Raw genomic sequence first — 21,906 nt, 5'->3', positions numbered from 1 at the left:
AGCCATAAAATGGCGGCCGCGCCAGCAATTTATGTGAGCTGGCGTGACCAATCCTTAGGAAAGGGCACTTAACCATTGTCCCAGAGTTCGATCAGGGGCGAGCGGCCGGGCTGGATTCGCTCCGCGCCGCACTATATTGAAGAACACTTAAGGAACCTCGGACATTTGTGCCGGAATGGCACAAGCCAACGAGGTCGCGACCAGACAAAGGCAGTCCATGGATGACCGCTGGAACAATTTGCCCGATGCGCGCCGCGTGCAGCAGCATGAGGATGATTCACGCCCGGCCTGGCTCTGGTCGCAGGATGGCCAACGCCTGATCTGGTCCAATGCCGCCGCCGCGCTGTTCCATGCCAAGGTCAAGAAACATGGTCTCAAGCGCGCGGCGCCCGCAGCACCGATCAAGGGGCAGGTCGCACGGATCATCCGCCTGGGCTCGATGGGACGCACCAGCCTTGCCCGTATTCAGTTTCTGGCCGGAGAAAAGCCGCTATCGGCCACCTGCGCCACCACACCGCTCAATTGGGAGGACCATGAAGCGGTGCTGCTGATCGTGGGCGTCGACCCGATCGCGCCGGACGTGCTGGAGGCCGCGCAGGCCGAGAGCGCGCAACTGCCGGCCGCCGAGCTAGCGGAGAAGACCGACGCCGAACCGGGCGATAGTGCCGCAATGGCACAGGAGGCCGTGGCGCCCGAGGGCACAGCGGCGCCCATTGCCGAGGACGCCGCCTATTTACGCGAGCTGCAGAGCTGGCAGGAAGGCGATGCCGAAACCGCCTATGCGCCGGCTGAGCCGCACCAGCCGCCGGCGGGCACCGACGATCCCGAACACTGGTCCGACGCCCTGGACGAGCAGGAGGCGGACAGCGCGGCAGCGGCGCCCGCGGAAGTGACGAGCATTTTCGAGGCGATTGCGGCTGTGGCCGAAGACCAGGCGCTGGACGAGGACGCGCCCGAAGAAGCGCAGGAGACCGGACCGGCGCCGGACGGGGCGGAGGAAGACTTGCGGGGGGTATCGCGACGCCTGAGCGAGCTGGTGGAAAAGCTGGCCGACGACGAGGCGCTCTACACGCCGCTGACCGAGGCCGACGATACGCCGCCCATGCCGGTCGAGACACCCAAAGAGTCGGCGGAGCCGGAGACGGAGGCACCGGCCGATGACCTTGTCCAAGCACTGACGACGCAATTCTATAAGATAACCGGACGCGGATTTACGCCGGGCGCCGCGCATGAGGCCGAACCGGCCCAGACCGCCACCGAGCCGCCGCCGCCCGATCCCGAGCAGGTCGAGCGGGTATCGCGATACAATTTCGACGAGTTGTCGCGTATTCTCAACGACCGGGTGGGCGAGCGCAGCCAATCGGCCGCGGCGCCGGCCGAACCGGCTTTACCGGCGGGGCAATCGCCAGGCAATTCGGGCGCGTTGGTCAATCTGGGCGGCGAAACGCTGGTGCTTAACCGCTTGCCGCTGGGCATATTGGTGTTCCGCGACCAGCAGGTGCTGTTCGCCAATCGCGCCATTACCGAAATGGTCGGCTACGACTCGGTGGAGAGTCTGCGCCATGCGGGGCTGGGCGCCATATTCCCGGTGATGGGGACCGAAGGACGAGAGGCCGGTCCGGTCAACCATCTGGTACAGCGCGACGGCACGCTGGTGCCGGTTACGGCGCGGCTGCAATCGATCTCCTGGCATGGCCGCCCTGCCCTGATGCTGTCGGCCAGCACCACCGAGGTGCGCACCGGCCACGAGGATGCGGTCAAGGCCTTCGCCCAGACCTTTGCCGATATTCGCGGCGACGGATTTCTAGAGGCCAATCGCAATGGCATGGTGAGCGCGGCCAGCGCGGCGGCCACTGCCATGCTGAGCGGCGGCAAGCCGATGACGGGCCGGCCGATATCGGCGCTGGTGGCACGGGACGACGCGGTTGCCCTGAGAGCATTTCTGGAACGTCCGGCCCGCTTTGCCGAAACCGCCCGCCCCTGCCTGACCTTGCGTTCGGAAGACGGCAAAGCCGATATCCTGCTGTTTGCCCAAGGGCAGGCCGGCGTGGTCTCGGGCTATTTCGGGCTGGTCAAGCTGCGCGACATCTCCCCGGCCCGCATCGGCTCGGCCAGCGATATCGATCCGGCGCTATTGGGCCGGATCAGCCGTGGCGTGCGGCGCCCGCTCAATACCATTATCGGGTTCTCCGACATTATCCGCTCCAAGGCCTTCGGCGAATTGGAGAATGAGCGCTACGCCGCCTATGCGGACGATATTGCGCAGGCGGGCCAGGAAATCGCCGCCCTGGTGGACGAGCTGGACGATTATGCGCGATTGCGCGATGGCCGCTATCTGCCGCAGCGCGCGAGCCTGGACATGACCGGCCTGCTCGAGCAATGCGTGCTGCGCATTCGCGACCAGGCCAATGGCGCGCGGGTGATCGTGCGCAATGCCATTTCCGAAATGCTGCCGCGCGTCACCGCCGACCGCGCATCGCTGGCACAGGCGGTGTTGAACCTTTTGGCCAGCGCCATCGACCAGACGCCCATGGGCGGCGCGGTGGTTATCTCGGCGCAACGGCATGACGATGGCTCAATTGCCATTCATGTACGCGACGGATCGGCCAATGCGGTCGACATGGCTGAGCGCTTCGTGGTGTTCCGCGATGGCGTGGGACGCGAAGGACAGATTTTGCGGCCGGTGCGCTCAAGCGTGGGCCTGGCGCTGACCCGTTCCTTGCTGGCGGTCAATGCGGTATCGCTGTCGGTCGATCCGGCCGGTGCAGAGGGCATGCTGTTCACGCTCAAAATTCCCGCCGATCTGGTCGATGAACGGCGGCTGATCGAAGCGAGCGAGGACGCAGAAGAGGCCGAGTAGCCGCGCTACACATGGCCCCGTGCGTTCTCTATATCTGTTGTCCGGACACAGGCCTTTTGGAGGAACCATCATGATTGCGCGCAAGACCCTGGCACTGGCGGCGGCAGGCCTGATGCTGGCAGCAGGCCCGGTTCTGGCCCAGCCCACCGAAATCCGCATCGGGGTCGCCCTCGAGCCGCCGGCGCTGGACCCGACGGCGGGGACCGCCGAGGCTATCGACGTGGTGGTCTATCAAAATGTCTTTGAGGGGCTGGTGCGGATCGACCAGACCGGCGCGGTGCAGCCGGGGCTGGCGAAAAGCTGGACCATTTCCGATGATGGGCTGACCTATCGCTTTGACCTGCACGAGGACGTGACCTTCCATGACGGCACGGCATTTGACGCCGAAGATGTGAAATTCACCTTCGAGCGATTGCTGGCCGAGGACAGTGTCAACGCGCAAAAGGCGCTCTATGAGCCGATCTCTGCGGTGAGCGTGGTGGACCCGACCACTGTGGAATTTAACCTGTCGCGGCCCGATGGACTGTTTCTGTTCAATCTCGGGCGGGGCGATGCGGTGATCGTGGCGCCGGAAAGCGCAGAGAATAATGGCGCCGAGCCGATCGGCACGGGGCCCTTCGCCTTCATCCAATGGGATCGCGGCAGCCGGGTGGTGCTGGAGCAATATGGTCCCTATTGGGGCGAAAAACCGGCGCTGACCAAAGCCAGTTATGTGTTCATTTCCGATACGGCAACGCTGACCAATGCGCTTTTGGCCGGCGATGTGGATGGCACCAATAATTTCGCCACCGAGGCCCTGGCGGTGTTTGAGAACAATCCGCAATTCAAGGTGCTTGTCGGTTCGACCGAGGGCGAGACCATCCTGTCCACCAATAACCGGAAAGAGCCTTTCACCGATCTGCGGGTGCGCCAGGCCATGGCGCATGCGCTGGACCGGCAGGAAATCATCGATGGCGCCACCTATGGCTATGGCGTGCCTATCGGCACGCATTTTGCGCCGCACCATCCCTATTATCTCGACCTCGTCGACACCTATCCGCACGACGTGGAAAAGGCCAAGGCGCTCTTGGCCGAGGCCGGCTATGCGGATGGATTTTCCGCGACGCTGAAATTGCCGCCGGTCGCTTATGCGCGGCTATCGGGGCAGATCATTGCCAGCCAGTTCGCCGAGGTCGGCATCAGGCTGGAACTGATCAATATGGAATGGGCACAATGGCTGGAAGATGTGTTTGCCAACAAGGATTTCGACCTGACCATCATCAGCCATGTCGAGCCCTTCGATATTGGCATCTATGCCAACCCCGACTACTACTTCGGCTATGACAATCCTGAAGTTCAGTCGCTCAATGAGACGCTCAACGCCACGACTGGCGAGGCGGAGCGCAAGCGGCTGGCGCAGGCCATCCAGACCATTATCGCCAAGGATGCGGTCAACGGCTATCTGTTCGAACTGGCCCAGACCGGGGTGTGGAACGCCAAGCTCGAAGGCATGTGGCAGAACGCACCAGTGGAAGGCGTGGTGCTGCGCGATATTCACTGGGTGGAGTGATCCGCTCCGGCGCCACTCCGCCGTCGCCACAATTGCCGCGCCGCCCTCGGACGTGATCCGAGGGCGGCTCCGTGCTTATGCAGGCGAAGCCGCATGACCCTTTTCCTCATCCGCCGCATTGCCGGATTTATCGCAACGCTGCTTGTCGCAGCATTGATCATCTTCCTTCTCCTCGACCTGCTGCCCGGCGATCCGGCACGGTTCATTCTGGGCATCAATGCCACACCCGAGGCGGTCGCGGCACTGCGGACACAGATGGGGCTCGATGCGCCTGCGCATATGCGTTTCCTGCGCTGGGTCGGAGGGATGCTGGCGGGGGATTTCGGCCTTTCCACCACTCAGAGACTGCCCGTCGCCGGGCTGATAGCCGACCGGATGGCGGTGACCCTGCCGCTCTCGCTGATCGCCATGGTGGTTTCGGTGGCCGTCGGCCTGCCCATCGGCATTCTGGCCGCGATGCGGCGGGGCAAGGCGACCGATACCGCGCTTATGGTGCTGGCACAGACAGGTGTTGCAGTTCCCAATTTCTGGTTCGGCATGTTGCTGACGCTGGTCTTTGCGGTGACGCTGCGCTGGCTGCCTACTGGCGGTTTCGTGCCCTGGAGCGAGGATGCGGGGGCGGCTCTTAAAGGCCTGATCCTGCCTGGGCTGGCGCTGGCGCTGCCGCAAGCCTCGATCCTGGCGCGGGTGATGCGGACGGCGCTGGTCGATGTGACCGAGCAGGATTTCATCCGCACGGCGCGGGCCAAGGGCATGACCAAGAGCGAGGCGATCTGGCGGCATGGAGTGCGCAATGCCCTATTGCCGGTGCTGACCATATTGGGTCTGCAATTCGCTTATCTGATCGCCGGTACGATCATTGTGGAGAATGTGTTCTACCTGCCCGGGCTGGGGCGGCTGATCTTCACCGCCATTTCCGAAAGGGACCTGGTGCTGGTGGGCGGCGCGACCATGGTGCTGGTGGTGGTGACCACGGCCACCATGCTGGTAACCGATCTCTGCTACGCCCTGGTGGACCCACGACTGAGGGGGCGGGACGCATGAACTGGCAGACGATCCGGCACCATCCCGGTCTCGCGGCAGGCCTGGCTGCGGCCCTGATCTTTGCCCTATTGGGCGTCGTCTCGCTGTGGTGGACGCCCTATCCCATCGAACAGATCGCTATTGCGCGGCGCTTCATGGCGCCGGGGCCGGAGCACTGGCTGGGCACCGACCATTTGGGACGCGACATGCTTTCCCTGGTGATGAGCGGCACGCTGACCAGTTTCGTCGTCGCCTCGCTCGGGGTCGTGATCGGGGCGGGGATCGGGGTGCCGCTGGGGCTGGCGGCGGTGGCCTGGGGCGGCGCGGTGGAATGGCTGGTGTTGCGCCTTTCCGATCTCACCTTCGCCTTCCCGGCCGTTGTGGTGGCCATTCTGATCGCGACACTGGCCGGGCCGGGTGCGACCAATGCCACCATTGCCATCGGCATATTCAATGTTCCGGTTTTCGCGCGGGTGGCGCGGGGCGGCGCCCTGGCCATCGCGACGCAGGACTATGTGGCCGCGGCGCGGCTGGCCGGGTTGGGACGCGCCGCCATCGCCGCGCGGCACTTGCTGCCCAATATTATGAGCCTGTTGATCGTACAGGGCACAATTCAGCTCTCACTGGGCATTCTGGCCGAGGCGGGCCTGAGCTATATCGGGTTGGGAACACAGCCGCCCGAGACGAGCCTGGGGCTGATGCTGCGCGACGCGCAGAGCCTGTTTCTGATCCATCCCAGCCTCAGCCTGGTGCCGGGGCTGACGATCGTCTTGATCGTCATTGCGCTCAATATTGCCGGAGACGGATTGCGCGATGCCATGGACCCGCGCCTCAGACATGAAGGGCTGAGCCATGGCGCTGGTTGATATCACAGACCTCACCATTGCCTTTGGCCAGAACCTGGCGGTGGCGGGGCTGTCGCTGCAAATCGCGCCCGGCGAACGGTTCGGCATCATTGGGGAAAGCGGATCGGGCAAATCGCTGACGGCATTGGCGATTGCCGGGCTGGTGCCTGAGGCTGCGCGCCTTTCCGGCGCGGTTCGGTTCGACGGCGTGCCCCTGCCCCAGGCGGAGCGGGAGATGGCGCGGCTGCGCGGTAAGCGCATCGGCATGGTGTTCCAGGAACCGATGACCGCGCTCAATCCGCTGATGACGGTCGGCGCGCAAATCCAGGAGGCGATGGGCCTGGCCGGCGCCGATGACATGGCGGATCTGCCCGATCTGCTGGACGAGGTGGGGCTGGATCCGGCGCATGGCGGGCGCTATCCACATCAGCTTTCCGGCGGGCAAAGGCAGAGAGCGATGATCGCCATGGCCCTGGCCAGCCGCCCGGACCTGATGATCGCGGATGAGCCGACCTCGGCCCTCGATGTCATCACCCAGCGCAAGGTGCTCGATCTGATCCTGGAGGTATGCCGACGCCGGAACATGACCTTGCTCTTTATCAGCCATGACATAAGGGCGGTGGCGGCGCTGTGTACACATGTCGTGGTGATGCGCGCCGGGCAAGTGGTCGAGGAAGGCGAAGCCGACACGGTCTTTAAGAGCCCGCGGGCGGATTATACGCGCCAGCTTCTGGCCGCAAGCCGGATGGTGCGGCGCGACATAGCGCCCGCGGCACAGCAGACAGATGAGGCGCCGCTCCTGCAGGCGGAGGCTGTGAGCCGTGTCTATCGCCAGGGCGGGTTCTGGCTTTGGCGCAAGGCACCCGTACATGCCGTAAAGGCCGTGGACCTCGGAATCGCGACAGGCGAATGCGTGGCGCTTGTGGGCCCCTCGGGCTGCGGCAAAACCACATTGGCGCGCATGATCGTCGGTCTGGACGATGTGAGCGGGGGGCGCCTAGTTTTCGACGGCGCCGCCTATCGCGGCCGCGACCTGCCGCCGCTCCTGCGGGCCGGCATGTCGCTGGTGTTCCAGGACCCGTTCAGCAGTTTCGACCCGCGCATGACAATCGGGGCGTCCTTGGGCGAGCCGCTGCATCTGCTGGGCCAGATGTCGCGGCAGGCGCATGAGGCGCGGATGCATGAAGCCATTGAAGCGGTGGGACTGCCCAGGGACATGCTGGCACGCTATCCGCACGAATTTTCGGGCGGGCAGCGGCAACGACTGGCCATTGCACGGGCGCTGGTGACGCGACCGCGGCTTTTGGTGCTGGATGAACCGGTTTCGGCGCTGGATGTGTCAGTGCGCGGCGAGGTGCTCGCCCTCCTGTCCCGCCTGCGGGCGGAACACGGCCTGACCTATCTCATCATCAGCCACGACCTAGACATGGTCGCCGCCATGGCCGACCGGGTGCTGGTGATGGAAAAGGGGCGGATTGTCGAGGCGGCAACGCCGGAGCAGCTATTTGCCAAGCCGCAGCATCCACTGACCAAGGCCCTGATGGAGGCGCGGCTGCCCGAAGTCGCCTAGGGCATTTTGTTTGTCGCGTTTCCGATCCTCGGGTCGAGGCCCGAGGAGCAGAACCGTCGCCATTTTTGCTGGAAACGCTCTAGTTCTGCTTGTGCAGCCGATAGAGCAGCACGGCAACCTGCGCGAGCACTTCGGGCATGGCGCTCATGGCGGCGTCATATTGCGCCCAATCGTCGTCGCTCGCCGTATCGTCGGGATGGTTGGTCGGGTCGGACAGCATCAGGCCGGAGGCCAACCCCATGGCCGCCTCGCCCCGTTCGTCATCATCGGTGTCGCGCAGCAGCGCATCCCAAGCGTCATAGCGGAGCAGCATGGCCTGCTGGAAGCCTGCGATCCAGGCCTGCCAGATGATTTCGCCGGTGTCGTCGTCCACCTCATAGAGCGGGCCATATTCGCCGGCGGCCAATTCGGTTTCGATATCGACCAGGCGCGCATCGACCAAGGCCTCGAACTCTTCAAAGCCAGGCAATGGCATGCCGCGCTCATCGGCGGCCCAGTCAAAGGGCCAATATTCGGATTTGGCAATCGGCCCCGGACTGACCGCAATGGCGCAGAGAAAACCATCCAGCTCGGTGAGGAGCATGGCGTCATCGCCGCCATTGAGCAGCACGTCGTCGAGACGAAGAAGGGATTCTGGCAGATCGCCGAATTCTGATGTCATGACGGTCGGGCTCTTGAACGGAAAGCCCGACCTTAGACCTGATCAACGGGAATTGTGCAACAGGCCCTGGAACGCCCGATAGCTGGATTTGGGCGTGCGCTTCTGGGTCTGGTAATCGACATGCACCAGACCGAAGCGCTTGTTATAGCCCTCGGCCCATTCGTAATTGTCGAGCAGCGACCAGGCAAAATAGCCGCGCACATCGGCGCCGGCATTGCGGGCGGCGAGCACGGCCTTGAGGTGATCCTCGTAGTATTTCACGCGCCGCGGATCGTTATCGCCCTCGACTTCGGCCATGCCGTTTTCGGTGACGTAGATGGGCAGCTTCGTATAGTCGTTGGCGACGCGCATCAGCAGATCGGTGAGGCCCTGGGGATAAATCTCCCAGCCGATATCGGTCTTTTCCAGCGGGCCCTTGACCTGTTCCACCGGCCGGCCGGGCTGGGTCGATGCGGTATAGAGACCACGGGTATAATAGTTGATGCCCAGCCAATCGAGCGGGCGGGACACCACGGCCATATCGTCCTGGTAATTGGCCGGCAGATAGGGCGCCAGCCAATCGGTCATTTCCTTGGGATATTGGCCCTTGAGTACGCCGCCGAGATACCAGCGATTGAACGAGGCATCACCGAAATTGGCAGCCGACTTGTCGGCTTCGCTGTCGGTCGCCGGTTCGGCTTTTTCGAGGTTGAGCACGATGCCAAGATTTTTTGTCCCGGCCGCACGCAGGGCATCGATAGCGGTGCCATGGGCGAACAGCACGTGGTGCATCGCGCGGGCCGCAGCACGAAAATCGCGATAGCCGGGGGCGTGCACGCCCAAGAAGTGGCTGAGGAAGGCCACGCACCAGGGCTCGTTGATGGTGGCGGTGGCTTCAAGCCGATCGCCGAACTTGCTGGCGACGAGCGCGGCGTAATCGGCGAACCAATTGGCGATGTCGCGGTTCATCCAGCCGCCACGATCCTGCAGCGCCGAGGGTAGATCCCAATGATAGAGGGTGGCATAGGGCTTGATGCCGCGTTCGAGCATGCCGTCGATCAGGCGGTCGTAAAAGTCGATACCTGCCTGATTGATCGCGCCCGTGCCCTCGGGAATGAGGCGCGGCCAGGCGAAAGAGAAGCGATAGGCGTCAAAGCCGCCGTCGCGAATGAGATCGAGATCCTGAGGCCAAAGCTCGTAGTGGTTGCAGGCATTGAGGCCCGTATCGCCATTGTGCACATTGCCAGGTGTGGCCGAGAATGTGTCCCAGATGGATGAGCCGCGCCCGTCGCCCTGCCCGCCTTCAATCTGATAGGCGGCCGTGGCGACGCCAAAAGTGAAATCGGCACCGAAATCGCGGCGGTCAAACGAGAACATTTCCCCTCCATAGCGGCGGCTTGTCGCCTGTTGTTGGAAGGCCGATAGCATCGCTTGCGCGGCTTATGCAATCGATTTCAGCAATCGATACAAATGGTGTACGTGCCTCAACATTGCGGGAGATGAATCATGAGAGACTCGTCACTAGCCTATGGGCAATCAGGCGGTAGGCATTGGCCTCGGGGCCATCGGGGGCGGCCGACATCGGCGGTGTGCCGGCATCGGAGCCCTCGCGAATAGACATGACCAGCGGGATCGGACCGAGGAAGGGAATTTCGAGCCGCGCGGCTGCTTTTTCGGCACCGCCAGTGCCGAAAATGTCATACCGATTGCCGGTATCGGGGGCGATGAAATAGCTCATGTTCTCGACCAGACCGAGCACGGGCACGGACATGCGACGCAGCATGTCGATGGCCTTCTGCGCGTCGATCAGCGCCAGGTCCTGCGGGGTCGAGACGATGACGACGCCATCCACAATTGTCTGCTGGAATAGCGCGATATGGATATCACCAGTGCCGGGCGGCAGGTCGATGATCAACGCATCGAGCCCGCCCCAATCGGTTTCGCGCAGGAGCTGGCGCAGGCCGGAGGTGGCCATGGGCCCTCGCCAGACCACGGCCTGACCCGGTACCAGCATGGAGCCGATGGACATGACCTTGAGGCCGAAGGCCTCGTGCGGGGTGAAAATGCCATCGTCGCGAATGGCCGGCTTGCCCTCGATGCCGAGAAGCTTGGGCACAGAGGGGCCGTAAAGATCGGCATCGAGCACGCCCACCTTGAGGCCCTCGGCGGCCAGGGCCAAGGCGATATTGACGGCCGTCGTCGATTTGCCGACGCCGCCCTTGCCGGAGCCAACGGCGATGATGCGCTTGACACCATTGACCCGCGTTTTGCCCTGCGGCTGGGCGCCACCGTGACCGAATTTGGGGGCATTGGACTTTTCGGCGGTCAGCGACACCATGACCTTGCGCGCCCCGCCAAGGGCCTGGGCGCGCTTTTGCGCCTCTTCGCGGGCCGGGCCGAAGGCCGCCTCCATGCCGGGGGCCACCGCGATGGCGAAAGCGATGGCTCCGGGCGTGACGATGATGTCGGAGAGGCCGCCATAGCTGGCCAGATCGCCGCCGCCGGGGATTTCCACCTCGGCGAGAGCATTTTTGATCTGGGCAGAAAGGTCGGTGTCGGCCATGGCGAAATCTCGAAAAAGCAAGACCTCACCCATGCGCTTGTCGACGGGCGAGGTCTTTGTTCCGTCTCAAGGTTCGACAAGCGCGCCTTGAGGACTTCCGATAGGGACGGAGCCTAAAGGATCGACTGGCCGGTGGCCTTCCAATCCTTGAGGAAGCCTTCAATGCCCTTGTCGGTCAGCGGGTGCAGGGCCAGCTTCTTGATGACATCGGGCGGAATGGTGGCTACGTCCGCACCGGCGAGAGCGGCCTGAGTGACGTGGTTGGCCGAACGGATCGAGGCCGCCAGGATCTGGGTTTCGAACTGGTAGTTGTCATAGATCTGGCGGATGTTCTCGATCAGCTCCATGCCGTCGAGATTGATGTCGTCCAGGCGGCCGATAAAGGGCGAGATATAGGTCGCGCCGGCCTTGGCGGCCAGCAGGGCCTGATTGGCGGCAAAGCAGAGCGTGACATTGGTCTTAACGCCCTTTTCCTTGAAATATTTGGTCGCCTTGAGGCCGTCCATGGTCAGCGGCAGCTTGATGACCACGTTGGACGCGATCTTGGCCAGGGTTTCGCCCTCGGCGACCATGCCGTCAAATTCCAGGCTTGCCACTTCGGCCGAGACGGGGCCCGGCACGATGCCGCAAATCTCGGCGATGACTTCCTTGAAGTCGCGGCCGGATTTGGCGATCAGCGAGGGGTTGGTGGTCACACCATCGAGAAGCCCGGTATCGTGAAGCTCCTTGATGGCGGCGGTATCTGCAGTGTCGACGAAGAACTTCATCGTTCCCTCCTAAAAACTCGAATTCTGTCTGGCGCTTAGACCAGATGTAGACATGCCGGCGGGCCGCCGCAAGCGCTGGGATCAGCGTATGGCGGCCAAAACGGCATCGGCCAGATCACCGACGCGATCTTCGGGTATGCCGGCAACATTGATGCGACTATCGGAGGTCATATAGACCCCGTTTTCGGCCTTAAGATGGTCGACCGCCGCAACCGGAAGGCCGAGAAGCGAAAACATGCCGCGATGGTCGGCGACGAAGTCAAAATCGCTTGAATTGGAGCGTTGGCGGATCGCATCGGCCAGTTTCTGGCGCAGGGTGATCATGCGGCCGCGCATTTGTGCCAATTCCGCTTCCCAGTCGGCGCGCAGGTCGGCGTCCTCAAGAATGGTGCGGATGATCTCGGCACCATGGTCAGGCGGTTGCGAATAAGCTCCGCGAATGATGTTGAGAAGCTGGGAATTGGTGATATCGGCCTGTTCGCCATCGCGGGCGACGAGAATGGCGGCGCCGATGCGTTCGCGATAGAGCCCGAAATTCTTCGAGCCGGAGAAAGCGATGAGCGCTTCGGGAACGGCAGAGAGCACCTTGCGGGTGCCATAGGCGTCGGGTTCGATACCGTCGCCGAAACCGAGATAGGCCAGATCGATAAGCGGCAAGACACCGGTGCGCGCAAGCGAGGCGGCAACCTGATCCCATTGCGCCTCGGACAGATTGGCGCCGGTCGGGTTGTGGCAGCACCCATGCAGCAGCACGACATCGCCCGCGCCGAGCGCGTCGAGCGCGGCCAGCATCTCGTCAAATTTCACCGCTCGGGTGGCGGGATCGAAATAGGGATAGGTGGCGACCTTGAGACCGGAGCCGATGGCAATGGGATTGTGGTTGGCCCAGGTGGGATCGGACACGTGAATGGTGGCGCCGGGGCGTGCGCGGTTGATGAGCTGCATCAAAACCCAGAGCGAGCCGGTGCCGCCGGGCGCCTGGGCGACGCGGACACGGGCGCGATCGACGCTGCCAGCCAGCACCAGATCGAGCACGGCGGTGCCGAAGCCCTTATTGCCGGCAATGCCGAGATAGGTCTTGGTTTTCTGGTTCGAAAGCATGCGCTCTTCGGCCTTGCGGACCGAAGACATGACCGGGGTCACGCCTTTTTCGTCCTTATAGACACCGACGCCGAGGTCGATCTTGGTGGGACGCGGGTCGGCAGCATATTCGCCCATGAGCGCCAGAATCTTGTCGCCAGGGGCCTTGGAGAGGGTTTCGAACATTTTTTCCGAAGATCCGGTGAGAAGGCGCGGCCTTTATAGGCGGCTCATGACATTTTGCAATTGGAGTTGAGGAAAAGACCCCTTGGCGGACGCTAGCGTTTGAGGCCCGATTTCTCCAATTCGGCGGTCAGTTGCGGCAGAATCTCGAAAAGATCGCCGATCAGGGCCAGATCGGCGATCTTGACGATAGGCGCTTCGGGATCGGTATTGATGGCGATGATCTTTTTGGCGCCTTGAATGCCGGCCAGATGCTGCAGCGCGCCGGAAATGCCCACGGCGATATAGAGGTCCGGCGCGATGATCTTGCCGGTCTGGCCAACCTGCCAGTCATTGGGTGCGTAGCCCGCATCGACTGCGGCGCGGGTGGCGCCAATGGCCGCGCCCAGCACATGGCCGAGCTGTTCGACAAGCTTGAAGCCTTCGGCCGATCCGACCGAAACACCGCCACCGACAACGATCTGCGCGGTAGAAAGATCGGGAATGTCGCTTTGGGTGCGATGGGCGGCGATGAAGCGGGCCGCCGAGGCGATTTGGGCGTCCAGCGGCTGGATGGGTGCGGCATTGCCCGAGGCAGCCGGGCGGAAGGCCGAGGCGCGGAAGGTCAGGACATGCTTTGCCTGGCCGTCGGTGACGGTTTCGAGCGCATTGCCGGCATAGACGGGCCGCACGAAGCGGTTGGGCGCCTCGATGGCGACGATATCGGTGACAGGCTGGATGTCGAGCTTGGCGGCCAGGCGCGGCATGACGTCCTTGCCGGTGGTCGAGGCGGCGGCCGCGATGACCGTGTAGGGCTCGGCCAGTCCGGCGAGCAGATTGGCTAGGCCGTCTGCCAGCACGACCTCTTTGGCGTGAATGACCTTGGCAATGCCGGCAATTGTCGCGGCCTGATCGGCGGCGGCGGCGGGCCCGGGGACCAGGAGATCGACCGGACCGAGTTGGGATGCTGCAGCGACGATCCGGGCGGTGGACGCCGACAGAGCGCCATTATCGAGCTCGGCGAGAACCAGAACGCTCATCAGATCGCCTCCATCTCGTTGATGTCGGCAGCGATGGCGGTGGCGAGCTCGGCAACGGAATTGACCCTTTTGCCGGCGGCGCGCTCGGGCGGCGACGCAACCTGCTCGACCTTGAGACGCGGCGTCAGATCAACCCCGAATTCGGCGACCGGACGGACGGCCAGGGGCTTGGAACGAGCCTTCATGACCATGGGCAGGGCCGCGTTGCGGGGGGTATTGAGCCGCAAATCGGCGGTGACAATGGCGGGCAGCGGCAGGGCAATGGTTTCGCGGCCCGAATCGACCTCGCGGGTAACTTCGAGCGCATTGCCATCGAGCTTGATTTCGGACGCAAAGGTGGCCTGAGGACGATCGGTCAGGGCCGCCAGCATCTGGCCGACATGATTGCTGTCGTCGTCCACCGCCTGCTTGCCGAGCAGCACCAGATCGGGCTGTTCCTCATCGACGATCCTGGCCAGAAGCTTGGCGATAACCAGAGTTTCAAGCGACTGATCGCTTTCCACCAGAATGCCGCGATGGGCGCCCATGGCCAGAGCGGTCAGAATGACGTCATTAGCCGCTTTTGGACCAATGGACACGATCACGACTTCATCGGCCGAACCGGCTTCGGCCAATTGCACGGCCGCTTCCACGGCATGCTTGCAGAAGGGGTTCATGGACATGCGCACGCCATTGGTCTCAACGCCCGAGCCGTCGGGCCGGACCCGGATGCGGACATTGTGGTCAACCACGCGCTTGACGGCGACGAGGATTTTCATAGCCAACCTTTTTCTGGGCAAGACCCGGTCATGGCGCCTCAAATCGCAAAATCGGCCCGCCGGGGCAAGGCGCAGAGGGGGAAATTCGGTTCGGTCTGAAACGAAAGATTGGAAAGCGGTACCGGCGGGCGCAGGTGCCGCAGGGGGACCGCCTGCCCATACCCGCCCAAATCAGCTAAGGTTGACGCGCATGAAAAGGGCAGAAACATTGTCCTGCCCCTCCCGACCCCGGATTATTGAATGCCTGTTCTCAATCGCATTGCCGAATTCCAGCCCGAAATTGCCGCCTGGCGCAAAGATTTTCACGCCCATCCCGAAGTGCTGTTCGATGTGCACCGGACGGCGGGTATCGTTGCGGACAAATTGCGGGCGTTCGGCTGCGACGAGGTGGTGACCGGGATCGGCCAGACAGGCGTTGTCGCGGTTATCAACGGCCGCGGAAAGGGCGGCAGGACCATTGGCCTGCGAGCCGATATGGACGCCCTGCCCATGACCGAAAAAACCGGGCTGCCGCATGCCTCCACGGTCGCGGGAAAGATGCATGCCTGCGGCCATGACGGGCATACCGCCATGCTGCTGGGCGCGGCGAAATACCTTGCCGAGACCCGCAATTTCGACGGGCGGGTGGCGTTGATCTTTCAGCCGGCCGAAGAGGGCGGCGGCGGCGGCAAGGTGATGCTGGACGACGGGCTGATGGACAGGTTCGACATTGCCGAAGTCTATGGCATGCACAATTGGCCGGGCATGGCAGTGGGCACATTCGGCATTCGCGCCGGTGGCATCATGGCGGCCACGGACCGGTTCTATATCGATATTACCGGCAGGGGCGGCCATGCGGCCCGGCCCCATGTGACCGTCGACCCGATTATCGTGGCCGCCCAGATGGTGACGGCGCTGCAGACCATCGTGTCGCGCAATCTCGATCCGCTGGAGAGCGCGGTGCTCAGCGTGACCATGGTCGAGGCCGGGGAGGCCGACAATGTCATTTCCCGCACCGCCAAGATCACCGGCACCGTGCGCACGCTCGATGGCGATGTGCAGGATTTCATCGAAGCGCGGCTCAATGAATTCGTGCCGCAATTTGCCCAGAGCTTCGGCGCGGAGGCCAGCATGCGCTATGCGCGCGGCTATCCGGTGACGGTCAATGCCCCGGCGCAGACCGATTTTGCTGCATCAGTGGCGCGCGAGATCGTCGGCCCTGAAAGAGTGGATGCGGACGCTGCGCCCTCAATGGGCGGCGAAGATTTTTCCTTCATGCTCAACGAGCGCCCCGGGGCCTATATCTTCCTGGGCAATGGCGACTCGACCGAGCTGCACACCGACACATATGACTTCAATGACGAGGCCATTCCGGTGGGCGTGAGCTATTGGGTGCGACTGGTGGAAAAGGCGCTGCCCGCCGACGCAGGATAAAGGAGGTATCGATGAGCAACTGGCAGATCAAGCGGCTGGGACCGGACGATATCGGTCTGTTCCGGCAGATGAACGGCCTGTTTGCGGAGGTCTTCGAGGACGAGACGACTTACCTGGCCACGCCGCCCAGCGATCGTTATGTGCGAGAGCTCCTCGCAAAGGAGACGGTTCACGCGCTGATGGCGATCGAGGCTGGCGCCGTTATCGGCGCGTTGGTGGCCTATGAACTGTCCAAATTCGAAAGCGAACGCGCCGAGGTCTATATCTACGATCTGGCCGTTTCGGCAGCCCAAAGACGCAAGGGCATCGCCACCGAACTGATCGGGCAGCTATGCGATATTGCATCCCAAAGAGGCGCCTGGGTGGTCTATGTGCAGGCCGACTATGTCGATGAGCCCGCCGTTGCGCTCTATACCAAGCTGGGCACCCGCGAAGATGTGATGCATTTCGATATTCCGGTGCGTCCCGCCCCAGCGGGGCGGGCATCGGGGGCCGGGCGCCCATATTGATCCTTGCGATCAATCTTTTGCCCTGGATCGGGATGGGGTAAGGCCTCAGCCGTCATGCCCTTTCCGCTGAATATCCGTTCCGATGTCCCGGCCGTCCTGCTTACCCTCGTCATTTCCGCGGCGGGTGGAGGCCTGGCCATGTTGCTCGGGCTGCCGGCAGGCTGGCTGATGGGCGGCGCGCTGGCTGTCACTATTACCGCCATGCTGGGTGCGCCGGTGACCATGCCGGAGGGGCTGCGCAATGTAGCCTTCGTGCTGATCGGCATGTCCATGGGCGCCAGTGTTGCGCCGGACAGCCTGCGATTGCTGGGAAGCTGGCCCATTTCGCTCACCGCACTGGCCATCGAACTGGTGATCATTATCGCCACGACCGGCTGGATGCTGACCAAGATTTTCAAACTCGATGCCGGCACCGCCTATCTCAGCTCGTTTCCAGGACATTTGTCCTTCGTGATGGGGATTGCCGCCACCGGCGTGGGCAATGCGCGGCAGATCGTGATCATCCAGGTGATCCGCATCCTGATGCTGACCATTGCCGTCCCGATCGGCGCGGTTTTCCTGCCGATCGATCATTTTGCGACGCAAGCCGCTTCGGCCTTTCTCAACCCGCTGCAATTGCTGGTTCTGGCGGCAGGCTGCGTGGTCATGGGGTTGGTGTTCATGGGGCTCAAAGTGCCCGCCGGCATGGTCCTCGGCGCCATGGCAATGGCTACGGCAGCCAAACTGGGTGGCCTTTATACACAGGCCATGCCCGTACCGCTGGTGATCTGCACATTCGTACTGACCGGGGCGCTGATCGGGTCGCGTTTTGTCGGCATCACGAGACGCGAATTCATGGCCGCCGCGACCGGTGGGCTGATCGCCACGGCCATGACCGTCAGCATCGTGACCATGGTGGCGCTGGTGGTGACGCAATTGGTGGATATGCCGTTCGGGCAAATCTGGCTGGCGCTGTCGCCCGGCGCCCTTGAGGGCATGGGCGCGCTGGGCATTGCGCTAGGCTATGACACGGCCTTCATCGCCGCCCACCATGTCATCCGGCTATTGATGCTGAGCTTTGCGATACCGGCGGTGGTCATGCTGATCCGTTGGCAGGAAAAACGGACGCAAGGCAGCCACAATTTGCGGTGAAACTTGCCCAAAAGGAGACCCGAAGATGATCCGAACCGGCATTGCCCTCATGCTCACGCTGGCACTTGCAGGGGGCGCGCAGGCCTCCACCGTCCAGTGTCAGGTGTCCCGGCCGGGCGTCAGCATTTCCTTCGGCGTCAATATCGGCGGCAGCTTCACTGAAAGCGAGAAGAACGAGTTCAACCTGATGACGCTGCGGCGCCTTGGCGTTGATGCCACCTCGGCTGAAATGTGGGGCGGCTGCATCCGCGCCTTTGTGCGCAAGCCCGGCGGTGGAGAGGAAATGCAGTTCTTCCACCCCGACAGCTTCGAGCGGGTCTATATGTGAGGCGCCGTCCCGGAGTTTTCCCCGGGACGATATTCATTCAACCAAGGTTAGCGGGCCTTGAAGCTGACTTTGCCCTCTCCAGCCGGGGCGGGGAGAATGGCGAAGCCATTGGGGCCGAGCTTGAGACTGGCACCATCCAATCGGGCATTGTGGCTGACAGGCTCCAGCGTCAACTCGACCTTGGAGAGCTTCACGACGCGGTCTTGGGCCGACAAATTGAACACGCAGATCAGGTCCTTGTTTCCGGCGGAGCGCGAGAAGGCGAGGACCGGCTCGTCGCATTTGAAGAAACGGATATCTCCGGTGACCAGGGCGGGATGGCTTTTGCGCCAGGCCAGAATGGCGCGGTAGTAATTCAGCGTTGAATGCGGATCCTTGTCCTGCAGGTCGACGCTGAGAGCGGACTGGGCATGCTTGACGGGCAACCAGGGCGTGCCGCTGGTGAAGCCGGCATGAGCCAGGTGATGCTGCCAGGGCATGGGCGTGCGGCAGCCGTCGCGTCCCTTATCCTCGGGCCAGAAGCGCATGCCGCGCGGATCGGTCAACTCCTCGTAGAGAATATCGGCCTCGGGCAGGCCCAGCTCCTCACCCTGATAGAGACCCACCGAGCCTTTGAGCGTGAGGGCCAGCGCCGCGGCCTGGCGGGAGAGATCGGCCGGATTGACGCTATGCGGCGCCCAGCGCGTCACATGGCGAATGACGTCGTGGTTGGAGAAACTCCAACAGGGCCAGCCGGTCTCCCCGCCGGCAAAGAAGGCCTCCACCTTGGAGCGGAAGTGCTTGGCGGTGAATTTGGGGCCCAGAAAATCAAAAGAATAGCATTGGTGCAGCAGGTCGGTGCCGGAGGTATATTGCTTCATCAATTCCAGGCCACGCTCGTCGTCGCCGACTTCGCCCACGGTGGTGGCACCGGGATATTGGTCGAGAAGCTTGCGCACCTTTCTCAGCCAGCCGACATTTTCCGGCTGGCTCTTGGAGAATTTGTGGCTCTGCATGTCATAGGGATTGGTCGCCGGCTGGCCCTTCAAGGATTTGAGCGGCGGATTGGAGCGCAGTTTGGCGTCGTGGAAATAGTAATTGACCGTGTCGAGCCGGAAGCCATCGAGCCCGCGCTCGAGCCAGAAGCGCATGACTTCGAGCACCGCATCCTGAACGGCGGGATTGTGGTAATTGAGATCCGGCTGTGAGGTCAGGAAATTGTGCAGGTAATATTGCTTGCGCGCAGTATGCCATTCCCAAGCCGAGCCGCCAAAGACCGAGAGCCAGTTATTGGGCGGGGAGCCGTCTGGCCTGGCATCGGCCCAGACATACCAATCGGCCTTGGCATTGTCCTTTGACAGGCAGGATTCGCGGAACCAGGGATGCTGGTCGGAGGTGTGGCTGACGACCTGGTCCATAATGACCTTGAGGCCCAGGGCATGGGCGCGCTCGATCAGGAGATCAAAGTCCTGCAAAGAGCCGAAAAGCGGATCGACCTCGACATAGTCGGAGACGTCATAGCCCATATCGGCCTGGGGCGACTGGGTGATGGGCGAAAGCCAGATACAGTCCACGCCAAGGCCGGCAATGTGATCGAGCCGGTCGATAATGCCGGGCAGGTCCCCTATCCCGTCGCCATTGCTGTCCTGAAACGAGCGCGGATAAACCTGATAGATCACTCCGCCGCGCCACCAATCACTCATCAAACCGCTCCTTGGGCCCAAGGGGACCCTATCAAAGATGGGCCGAAATTACCGGGTTCCGGGCGCGGTGTTAATCGGAGAGAATGCAGCTCTAATCTGCGCGTGGCGAGAGGATGACGATTTCAACAGATTTACTGGCCGATCGCGCGGACCTGATTGCGCCCCTGACCCGGCTGATGGAACGGGAATGGGCGGACTGGTACGGGACGGGGCAGGCTTCGGCGCGGCACGACCTGGAACAAAGATCGGTGCGCGACCGGCTGCCGCTCGGGATTGTCGCCCATCTCGACGGAGGGCTGGCGGGCACCTGTGCGCTGACCGAGACGAGTGGCGAACTGGTCACCGACCGCAGGCCATGGATTGGCGGGCTGCTGGTCGACCCGGCGTGCCGCCGCCGCGGCGTGGCTAGAAGCCTGCTCAACCGCGCGATAGTGGAGGCCCGCAAGCTCGGTTTTGGCCGGCTTTTCGCCTTGAGCGCTCATGCCAGGCATCTGTTCGAGGCCGAGGATTGGCAATTGATTGAAACCATTACACTCGATGGTGAGCCACATGGCATCTACATGGTCGAGACAGCATGATGTCGAAAGCGGCCCTGGCCGCCCGTCATGTCGCAAAGGAGACATTTCATGACCCATATCCTGCGCGCTGCCGACCGGCCGAAGTCGAAAAGCCGGACTATCAAATTCGAAGGAGCGGCCTATGACACGCCGATTTCCTTTTTCGCGGTGGACAATGAGCCCGGACAAGGTCCGGTGCTGCATGTCCATCCCTACCCGGAAACCTGGGTGGTGCGGCGCGGCCGGGCCGAAGTCATTATCGGCGAGGAACGCTTCGAGGTCGGGCCGGGCGACATAGCCATTGCACCGGCCAATACCCCCCATAAGTTCACCAATCTGGGGCCGGACCGGCTCGATATTGTCTGCATCCACGCGGCGGGCACGATCAGCCAGGTGGACCTGGAGTGAGTGCAAGGCGAACGCTGTCTATTCTTCTGCCCCGATGGGGGGAAGAATAGAAGGCTAAACCACCGCTGAAATCAGCGGCTCGCCGGCGAAATGCCGTTCGAGATTGGCGACCAGCAATGCGCCCATGGCGTCGCGCGTCTGGTGAGTGGCGCTGCCCTGGTGGGGCGAAAGCACGACATTGTCGAGATCGAACAATGCGGCGGGGACCTGCGGCTCGTTTTCAAAGACATCGAGCGCCGCGCCGCCCAGGCCGCCATTTTGCAGCAGCTCCACCATGGCTTTTTCATCAATGAGCGTGCCGCGCGCCACATTGACCACGCAGCCTTTGGGGCCCAGGGCCTCCAGCACTTTTCGCGACACAATCCCCTCGGTGCCCTTGCCGCCGGGCGCGATGACCACCAGCCAGTCACTGTCGCGAGCCATATCCTCGAGATTGTCATAGTAAATATGGGGCATGGCCTTCTGGTGATGCCGGCCATAATAGACCACGCGCATTTTCATGGCCTGGGCACGGGTGGCAATTTCCTTGCCGATGCGGCCAAGCCCGAGAATGCCCACCGTCTTGCCGGTCAATTCGGAGAAGAGGCCAAAATTGGCATTGGGCCATTTGCCCTGGCGGACGAACTGGTCCGATTGCGGAATGCGCCGGGCGAGGGAGATCATCAAGCCGATGGTCAATTCGGCGACCGCATCATTGAGGACGTCGGGCGTGTTGGTGACACGGATATTGCGGGCCTTGGCGGCGGCAATGTCGATATTGTCGTAACCGACGCCGAAACTGGCGATGATTTCCAGATTGGGCAGCGCATCCATCAAATCGGCCCGCACGCCCGAGCCGGCATGGGCGCGGATGCGCGCGCCATTCTCGGCCAGCCAGCCAGCTTTGTCGGACATATCGTGGAGTTTGTGGACGACGTAACGCGCCGACAGGGCCTCTTCACAGGAGGCCAGCAGAGGCTGGGTTTGGAGAATTTCGATGGTCATAGCGGCGCGACTCCCTTTGACGGGGAGACTAACGACG

20 protein-coding genes are annotated in these 21,906 nt (G+C 62.8%); 11 read left to right on the top strand and 9 right to left on the bottom strand.

From position 1 onward, the window contains the following. The first annotated feature begins 175 nt into the window (after positions 1–175). The 5 genes from V8Z65_RS03160 (at position 176) to V8Z65_RS03140 (ending at position 7,847) form a co-directional block, all read left to right on the top strand. Positions 176–2,860, top strand: a complete 2,685-nt coding sequence (locus V8Z65_RS03160) for a histidine kinase dimerization/phospho-acceptor domain-containing protein (protein WP_338722471.1) — start codon at positions 176–178, stop codon at positions 2,858–2,860. 70 nt (positions 2,861–2,930) lie between these two features. After that, the gene (locus tag V8Z65_RS03155; protein WP_338722470.1) at positions 2,931–4,409 is read left to right on the top strand and encodes an ABC transporter substrate-binding protein; all 1,479 of its coding nucleotides are present in this window, start codon (positions 2,931–2,933) and stop codon (positions 4,407–4,409) included. A 93-nt stretch (positions 4,410–4,502) separates the two neighbouring features. Continuing rightward, positions 4,503–5,453 carry an ABC transporter permease gene (locus V8Z65_RS03150; protein WP_338722469.1) on the top strand — a complete coding sequence of 317 codons (951 nt, stop codon included), beginning with the start codon at positions 4,503–4,505 and terminating at the stop codon, positions 5,451–5,453. After that, positions 5,450–6,298, top strand: a complete 849-nt coding sequence (locus V8Z65_RS03145; protein WP_338722468.1) for an ABC transporter permease — start codon at positions 5,450–5,452, stop codon at positions 6,296–6,298. Before V8Z65_RS03150 ends, V8Z65_RS03145 begins: the two co-directional genes overlap by 4 nt. Continuing rightward, on the top strand, positions 6,285–7,847 hold the full coding sequence (locus tag V8Z65_RS03140; protein ID WP_338722467.1) for an ABC transporter ATP-binding protein: 1,563 nt from the start codon (positions 6,285–6,287) through the stop codon (positions 7,845–7,847). The genes V8Z65_RS03145 and V8Z65_RS03140 overlap by 14 nt, the downstream gene beginning before the upstream one ends. 79 nt (positions 7,848–7,926) lie before the next feature. Here the strand turns inward: V8Z65_RS03140 and V8Z65_RS03135 are convergent, their stop codons facing one another. From V8Z65_RS03135 to V8Z65_RS03105, 7 genes are all read right to left on the bottom strand, one after another. Further along, positions 7,927–8,508, bottom strand: a complete 582-nt coding sequence (locus V8Z65_RS03135) for a UPF0149 family protein (RefSeq protein ID WP_338722466.1) — start codon at positions 8,506–8,508, stop codon at positions 7,927–7,929. A 42-nt stretch (positions 8,509–8,550) separates the two neighbouring features. Beyond that, positions 8,551–9,864 (bottom strand): GH1 family beta-glucosidase, encoded by a 1,314-nt coding sequence (locus V8Z65_RS03130; RefSeq protein ID WP_338722465.1) that lies wholly within the window; start codon positions 9,862–9,864, stop codon positions 8,551–8,553. 127 nt (positions 9,865–9,991) lie between these two features. Further along, positions 9,992–11,050, bottom strand: coding sequence for an Mrp/NBP35 family ATP-binding protein (locus V8Z65_RS03125; RefSeq protein WP_338722464.1), 1,059 nt, complete (start codon positions 11,048–11,050; stop codon positions 9,992–9,994). Positions 11,051–11,163: 113 nt separating this feature from the next. Beyond that, the gene (gene fsa, locus V8Z65_RS03120; protein ID WP_338722463.1) at positions 11,164–11,817 is read right to left on the bottom strand and encodes a fructose-6-phosphate aldolase; all 654 of its coding nucleotides are present in this window, start codon (positions 11,815–11,817) and stop codon (positions 11,164–11,166) included. 81 nt (positions 11,818–11,898) lie between these two features. After that, positions 11,899–13,083 carry an amino acid aminotransferase gene (locus V8Z65_RS03115; RefSeq protein WP_338722461.1) on the bottom strand — a complete coding sequence of 395 codons (1,185 nt, stop codon included), beginning with the start codon at positions 13,081–13,083 and terminating at the stop codon, positions 11,899–11,901. A 92-nt stretch (positions 13,084–13,175) separates the two neighbouring features. Next, positions 13,176–14,099, bottom strand: a complete 924-nt coding sequence (locus V8Z65_RS03110) for an electron transfer flavoprotein subunit alpha/FixB family protein (RefSeq protein ID WP_338722460.1) — start codon at positions 14,097–14,099, stop codon at positions 13,176–13,178. Further along, entirely contained in the window at positions 14,099–14,857 is a 759-nt protein-coding gene (locus V8Z65_RS03105) for an electron transfer flavoprotein subunit beta/FixA family protein (protein ID WP_338722459.1), read from the bottom strand. The genes V8Z65_RS03110 and V8Z65_RS03105 overlap by 1 nt, the downstream gene beginning before the upstream one ends. Positions 14,858–15,097: 240 nt before the next feature. On the opposite strand from V8Z65_RS03105, the gene V8Z65_RS03100 reads away from it, so the two are divergent. The 4 genes from V8Z65_RS03100 to V8Z65_RS03085 are packed head-to-tail and all read left to right on the top strand — an operon-like array spanning position 15,098 to position 18,238. Further along, positions 15,098–16,270, top strand: a complete 1,173-nt coding sequence (locus V8Z65_RS03100; protein WP_338722457.1) for a M20 aminoacylase family protein — start codon at positions 15,098–15,100, stop codon at positions 16,268–16,270. 11 nt (positions 16,271–16,281) lie between these two features. Next, positions 16,282–16,779 (top strand): AAC(3)-I family aminoglycoside N-acetyltransferase, encoded by a 498-nt coding sequence (locus tag V8Z65_RS03095; RefSeq protein WP_338722456.1) that lies wholly within the window; start codon positions 16,282–16,284, stop codon positions 16,777–16,779. Between the two features lie 54 nt (positions 16,780–16,833). Continuing rightward, positions 16,834–17,910 carry an AbrB family transcriptional regulator gene (locus V8Z65_RS03090; RefSeq protein ID WP_338722454.1) on the top strand — a complete coding sequence of 359 codons (1,077 nt, stop codon included), beginning with the start codon at positions 16,834–16,836 and terminating at the stop codon, positions 17,908–17,910. Between the two features lie 25 nt (positions 17,911–17,935). After that, positions 17,936–18,238, top strand: a complete 303-nt coding sequence (locus V8Z65_RS03085) for a hypothetical protein (protein ID WP_338722453.1) — start codon at positions 17,936–17,938, stop codon at positions 18,236–18,238. A 47-nt stretch (positions 18,239–18,285) separates the two neighbouring features. On the opposite strand, the gene V8Z65_RS03080 is transcribed toward V8Z65_RS03085, so the two are convergent. Beyond that, positions 18,286–19,920 (bottom strand): alpha-glucosidase family protein, encoded by a 1,635-nt coding sequence (locus V8Z65_RS03080; protein WP_338722452.1) that lies wholly within the window; start codon positions 19,918–19,920, stop codon positions 18,286–18,288. A gap of 113 nt (positions 19,921–20,033) precedes the next feature. Here V8Z65_RS03080 and V8Z65_RS03075 point away from each other — a divergent pair, with 113 nt between their 5' ends. Next, entirely contained in the window at positions 20,034–20,498 is a 465-nt protein-coding gene (locus V8Z65_RS03075) for a GNAT family N-acetyltransferase (RefSeq protein ID WP_338722451.1), read from the top strand. Between the two features lie 48 nt (positions 20,499–20,546). After that, a complete protein-coding gene (locus V8Z65_RS03070) occupies positions 20,547–20,885 on the top strand; it encodes a cupin domain-containing protein (protein ID WP_338722450.1) in 339 nt (112 codons plus the stop codon). 54 nt (positions 20,886–20,939) lie between these two features. Here V8Z65_RS03070 and V8Z65_RS03065 read toward each other — a convergent pair whose 3' ends face one another. Then, complete coding sequence (locus V8Z65_RS03065; RefSeq protein ID WP_338722448.1) at positions 20,940–21,869, bottom strand: 2-hydroxyacid dehydrogenase; 930 nt, start codon at positions 21,867–21,869, stop codon at positions 20,940–20,942. Positions 21,870–21,906 lie beyond the last annotated feature (37 nt).

This window comes from Devosia sp. XK-2 (genome assembly GCF_037113415.1).
Lineage (GTDB): Bacteria > Pseudomonadota > Alphaproteobacteria > Rhizobiales > Devosiaceae > Devosia.
Note: the sequence above shows the minus strand (reverse complement) of the source record. Positions and strands in the feature narration are given on the sequence as shown.

Coding starts and splice junctions, on each gene's coding strand:
- V8Z65_RS03140 (WP_338722467.1), top strand. CDS start 6,285: ATGGCGCTGGTTGATATCACAGACCTCACCATTGCCTTTGGCCAGAAC.
- V8Z65_RS03145 (WP_338722468.1), top strand. CDS start 5,450: ATGAACTGGCAGACGATCCGGCACCATCCCGGTCTCGCGGCAGGCCTG.
- V8Z65_RS03135 (WP_338722466.1), bottom strand. CDS start 8,508: ATGACATCAGAATTCGGCGATCTGCCAGAATCCCTTCTTCGTCTCGAC.
- V8Z65_RS03085 (WP_338722453.1), top strand. CDS start 17,936: ATGATCCGAACCGGCATTGCCCTCATGCTCACGCTGGCACTTGCAGGG.
- V8Z65_RS03100 (WP_338722457.1), top strand. CDS start 15,098: ATGCCTGTTCTCAATCGCATTGCCGAATTCCAGCCCGAAATTGCCGCC.
- V8Z65_RS03155 (WP_338722470.1), top strand. CDS start 2,931: ATGATTGCGCGCAAGACCCTGGCACTGGCGGCGGCAGGCCTGATGCTG.
- V8Z65_RS03070 (WP_338722450.1), top strand. CDS start 20,547: ATGACCCATATCCTGCGCGCTGCCGACCGGCCGAAGTCGAAAAGCCGG.
- V8Z65_RS03110 (WP_338722460.1), bottom strand. CDS start 14,099: ATGAGCGTTCTGGTTCTCGCCGAGCTCGATAATGGCGCTCTGTCGGCG.
- V8Z65_RS03105 (WP_338722459.1), bottom strand. CDS start 14,857: ATGAAAATCCTCGTCGCCGTCAAGCGCGTGGTTGACCACAATGTCCGC.
- V8Z65_RS03095 (WP_338722456.1), top strand. CDS start 16,282: ATGAGCAACTGGCAGATCAAGCGGCTGGGACCGGACGATATCGGTCTG.
- V8Z65_RS03160 (WP_338722471.1), top strand. CDS start 176: ATGGCACAAGCCAACGAGGTCGCGACCAGACAAAGGCAGTCCATGGAT.
- V8Z65_RS03130 (WP_338722465.1), bottom strand. CDS start 9,864: ATGTTCTCGTTTGACCGCCGCGATTTCGGTGCCGATTTCACTTTTGGC.
- V8Z65_RS03115 (WP_338722461.1), bottom strand. CDS start 13,083: ATGTTCGAAACCCTCTCCAAGGCCCCTGGCGACAAGATTCTGGCGCTC.
- V8Z65_RS03090 (WP_338722454.1), top strand. CDS start 16,834: ATGCCCTTTCCGCTGAATATCCGTTCCGATGTCCCGGCCGTCCTGCTT.
- V8Z65_RS03080 (WP_338722452.1), bottom strand. CDS start 19,920: ATGAGTGATTGGTGGCGCGGCGGAGTGATCTATCAGGTTTATCCGCGC.
- V8Z65_RS03075 (WP_338722451.1), top strand. CDS start 20,034: ATGACGATTTCAACAGATTTACTGGCCGATCGCGCGGACCTGATTGCG.
- V8Z65_RS03125 (WP_338722464.1), bottom strand. CDS start 11,050: ATGGCCGACACCGACCTTTCTGCCCAGATCAAAAATGCTCTCGCCGAG.
- V8Z65_RS03065 (WP_338722448.1), bottom strand. CDS start 21,869: ATGACCATCGAAATTCTCCAAACCCAGCCTCTGCTGGCCTCCTGTGAA.
- V8Z65_RS03150 (WP_338722469.1), top strand. CDS start 4,503: ATGACCCTTTTCCTCATCCGCCGCATTGCCGGATTTATCGCAACGCTG.
- fsa (WP_338722463.1), bottom strand. CDS start 11,817: ATGAAGTTCTTCGTCGACACTGCAGATACCGCCGCCATCAAGGAGCTT.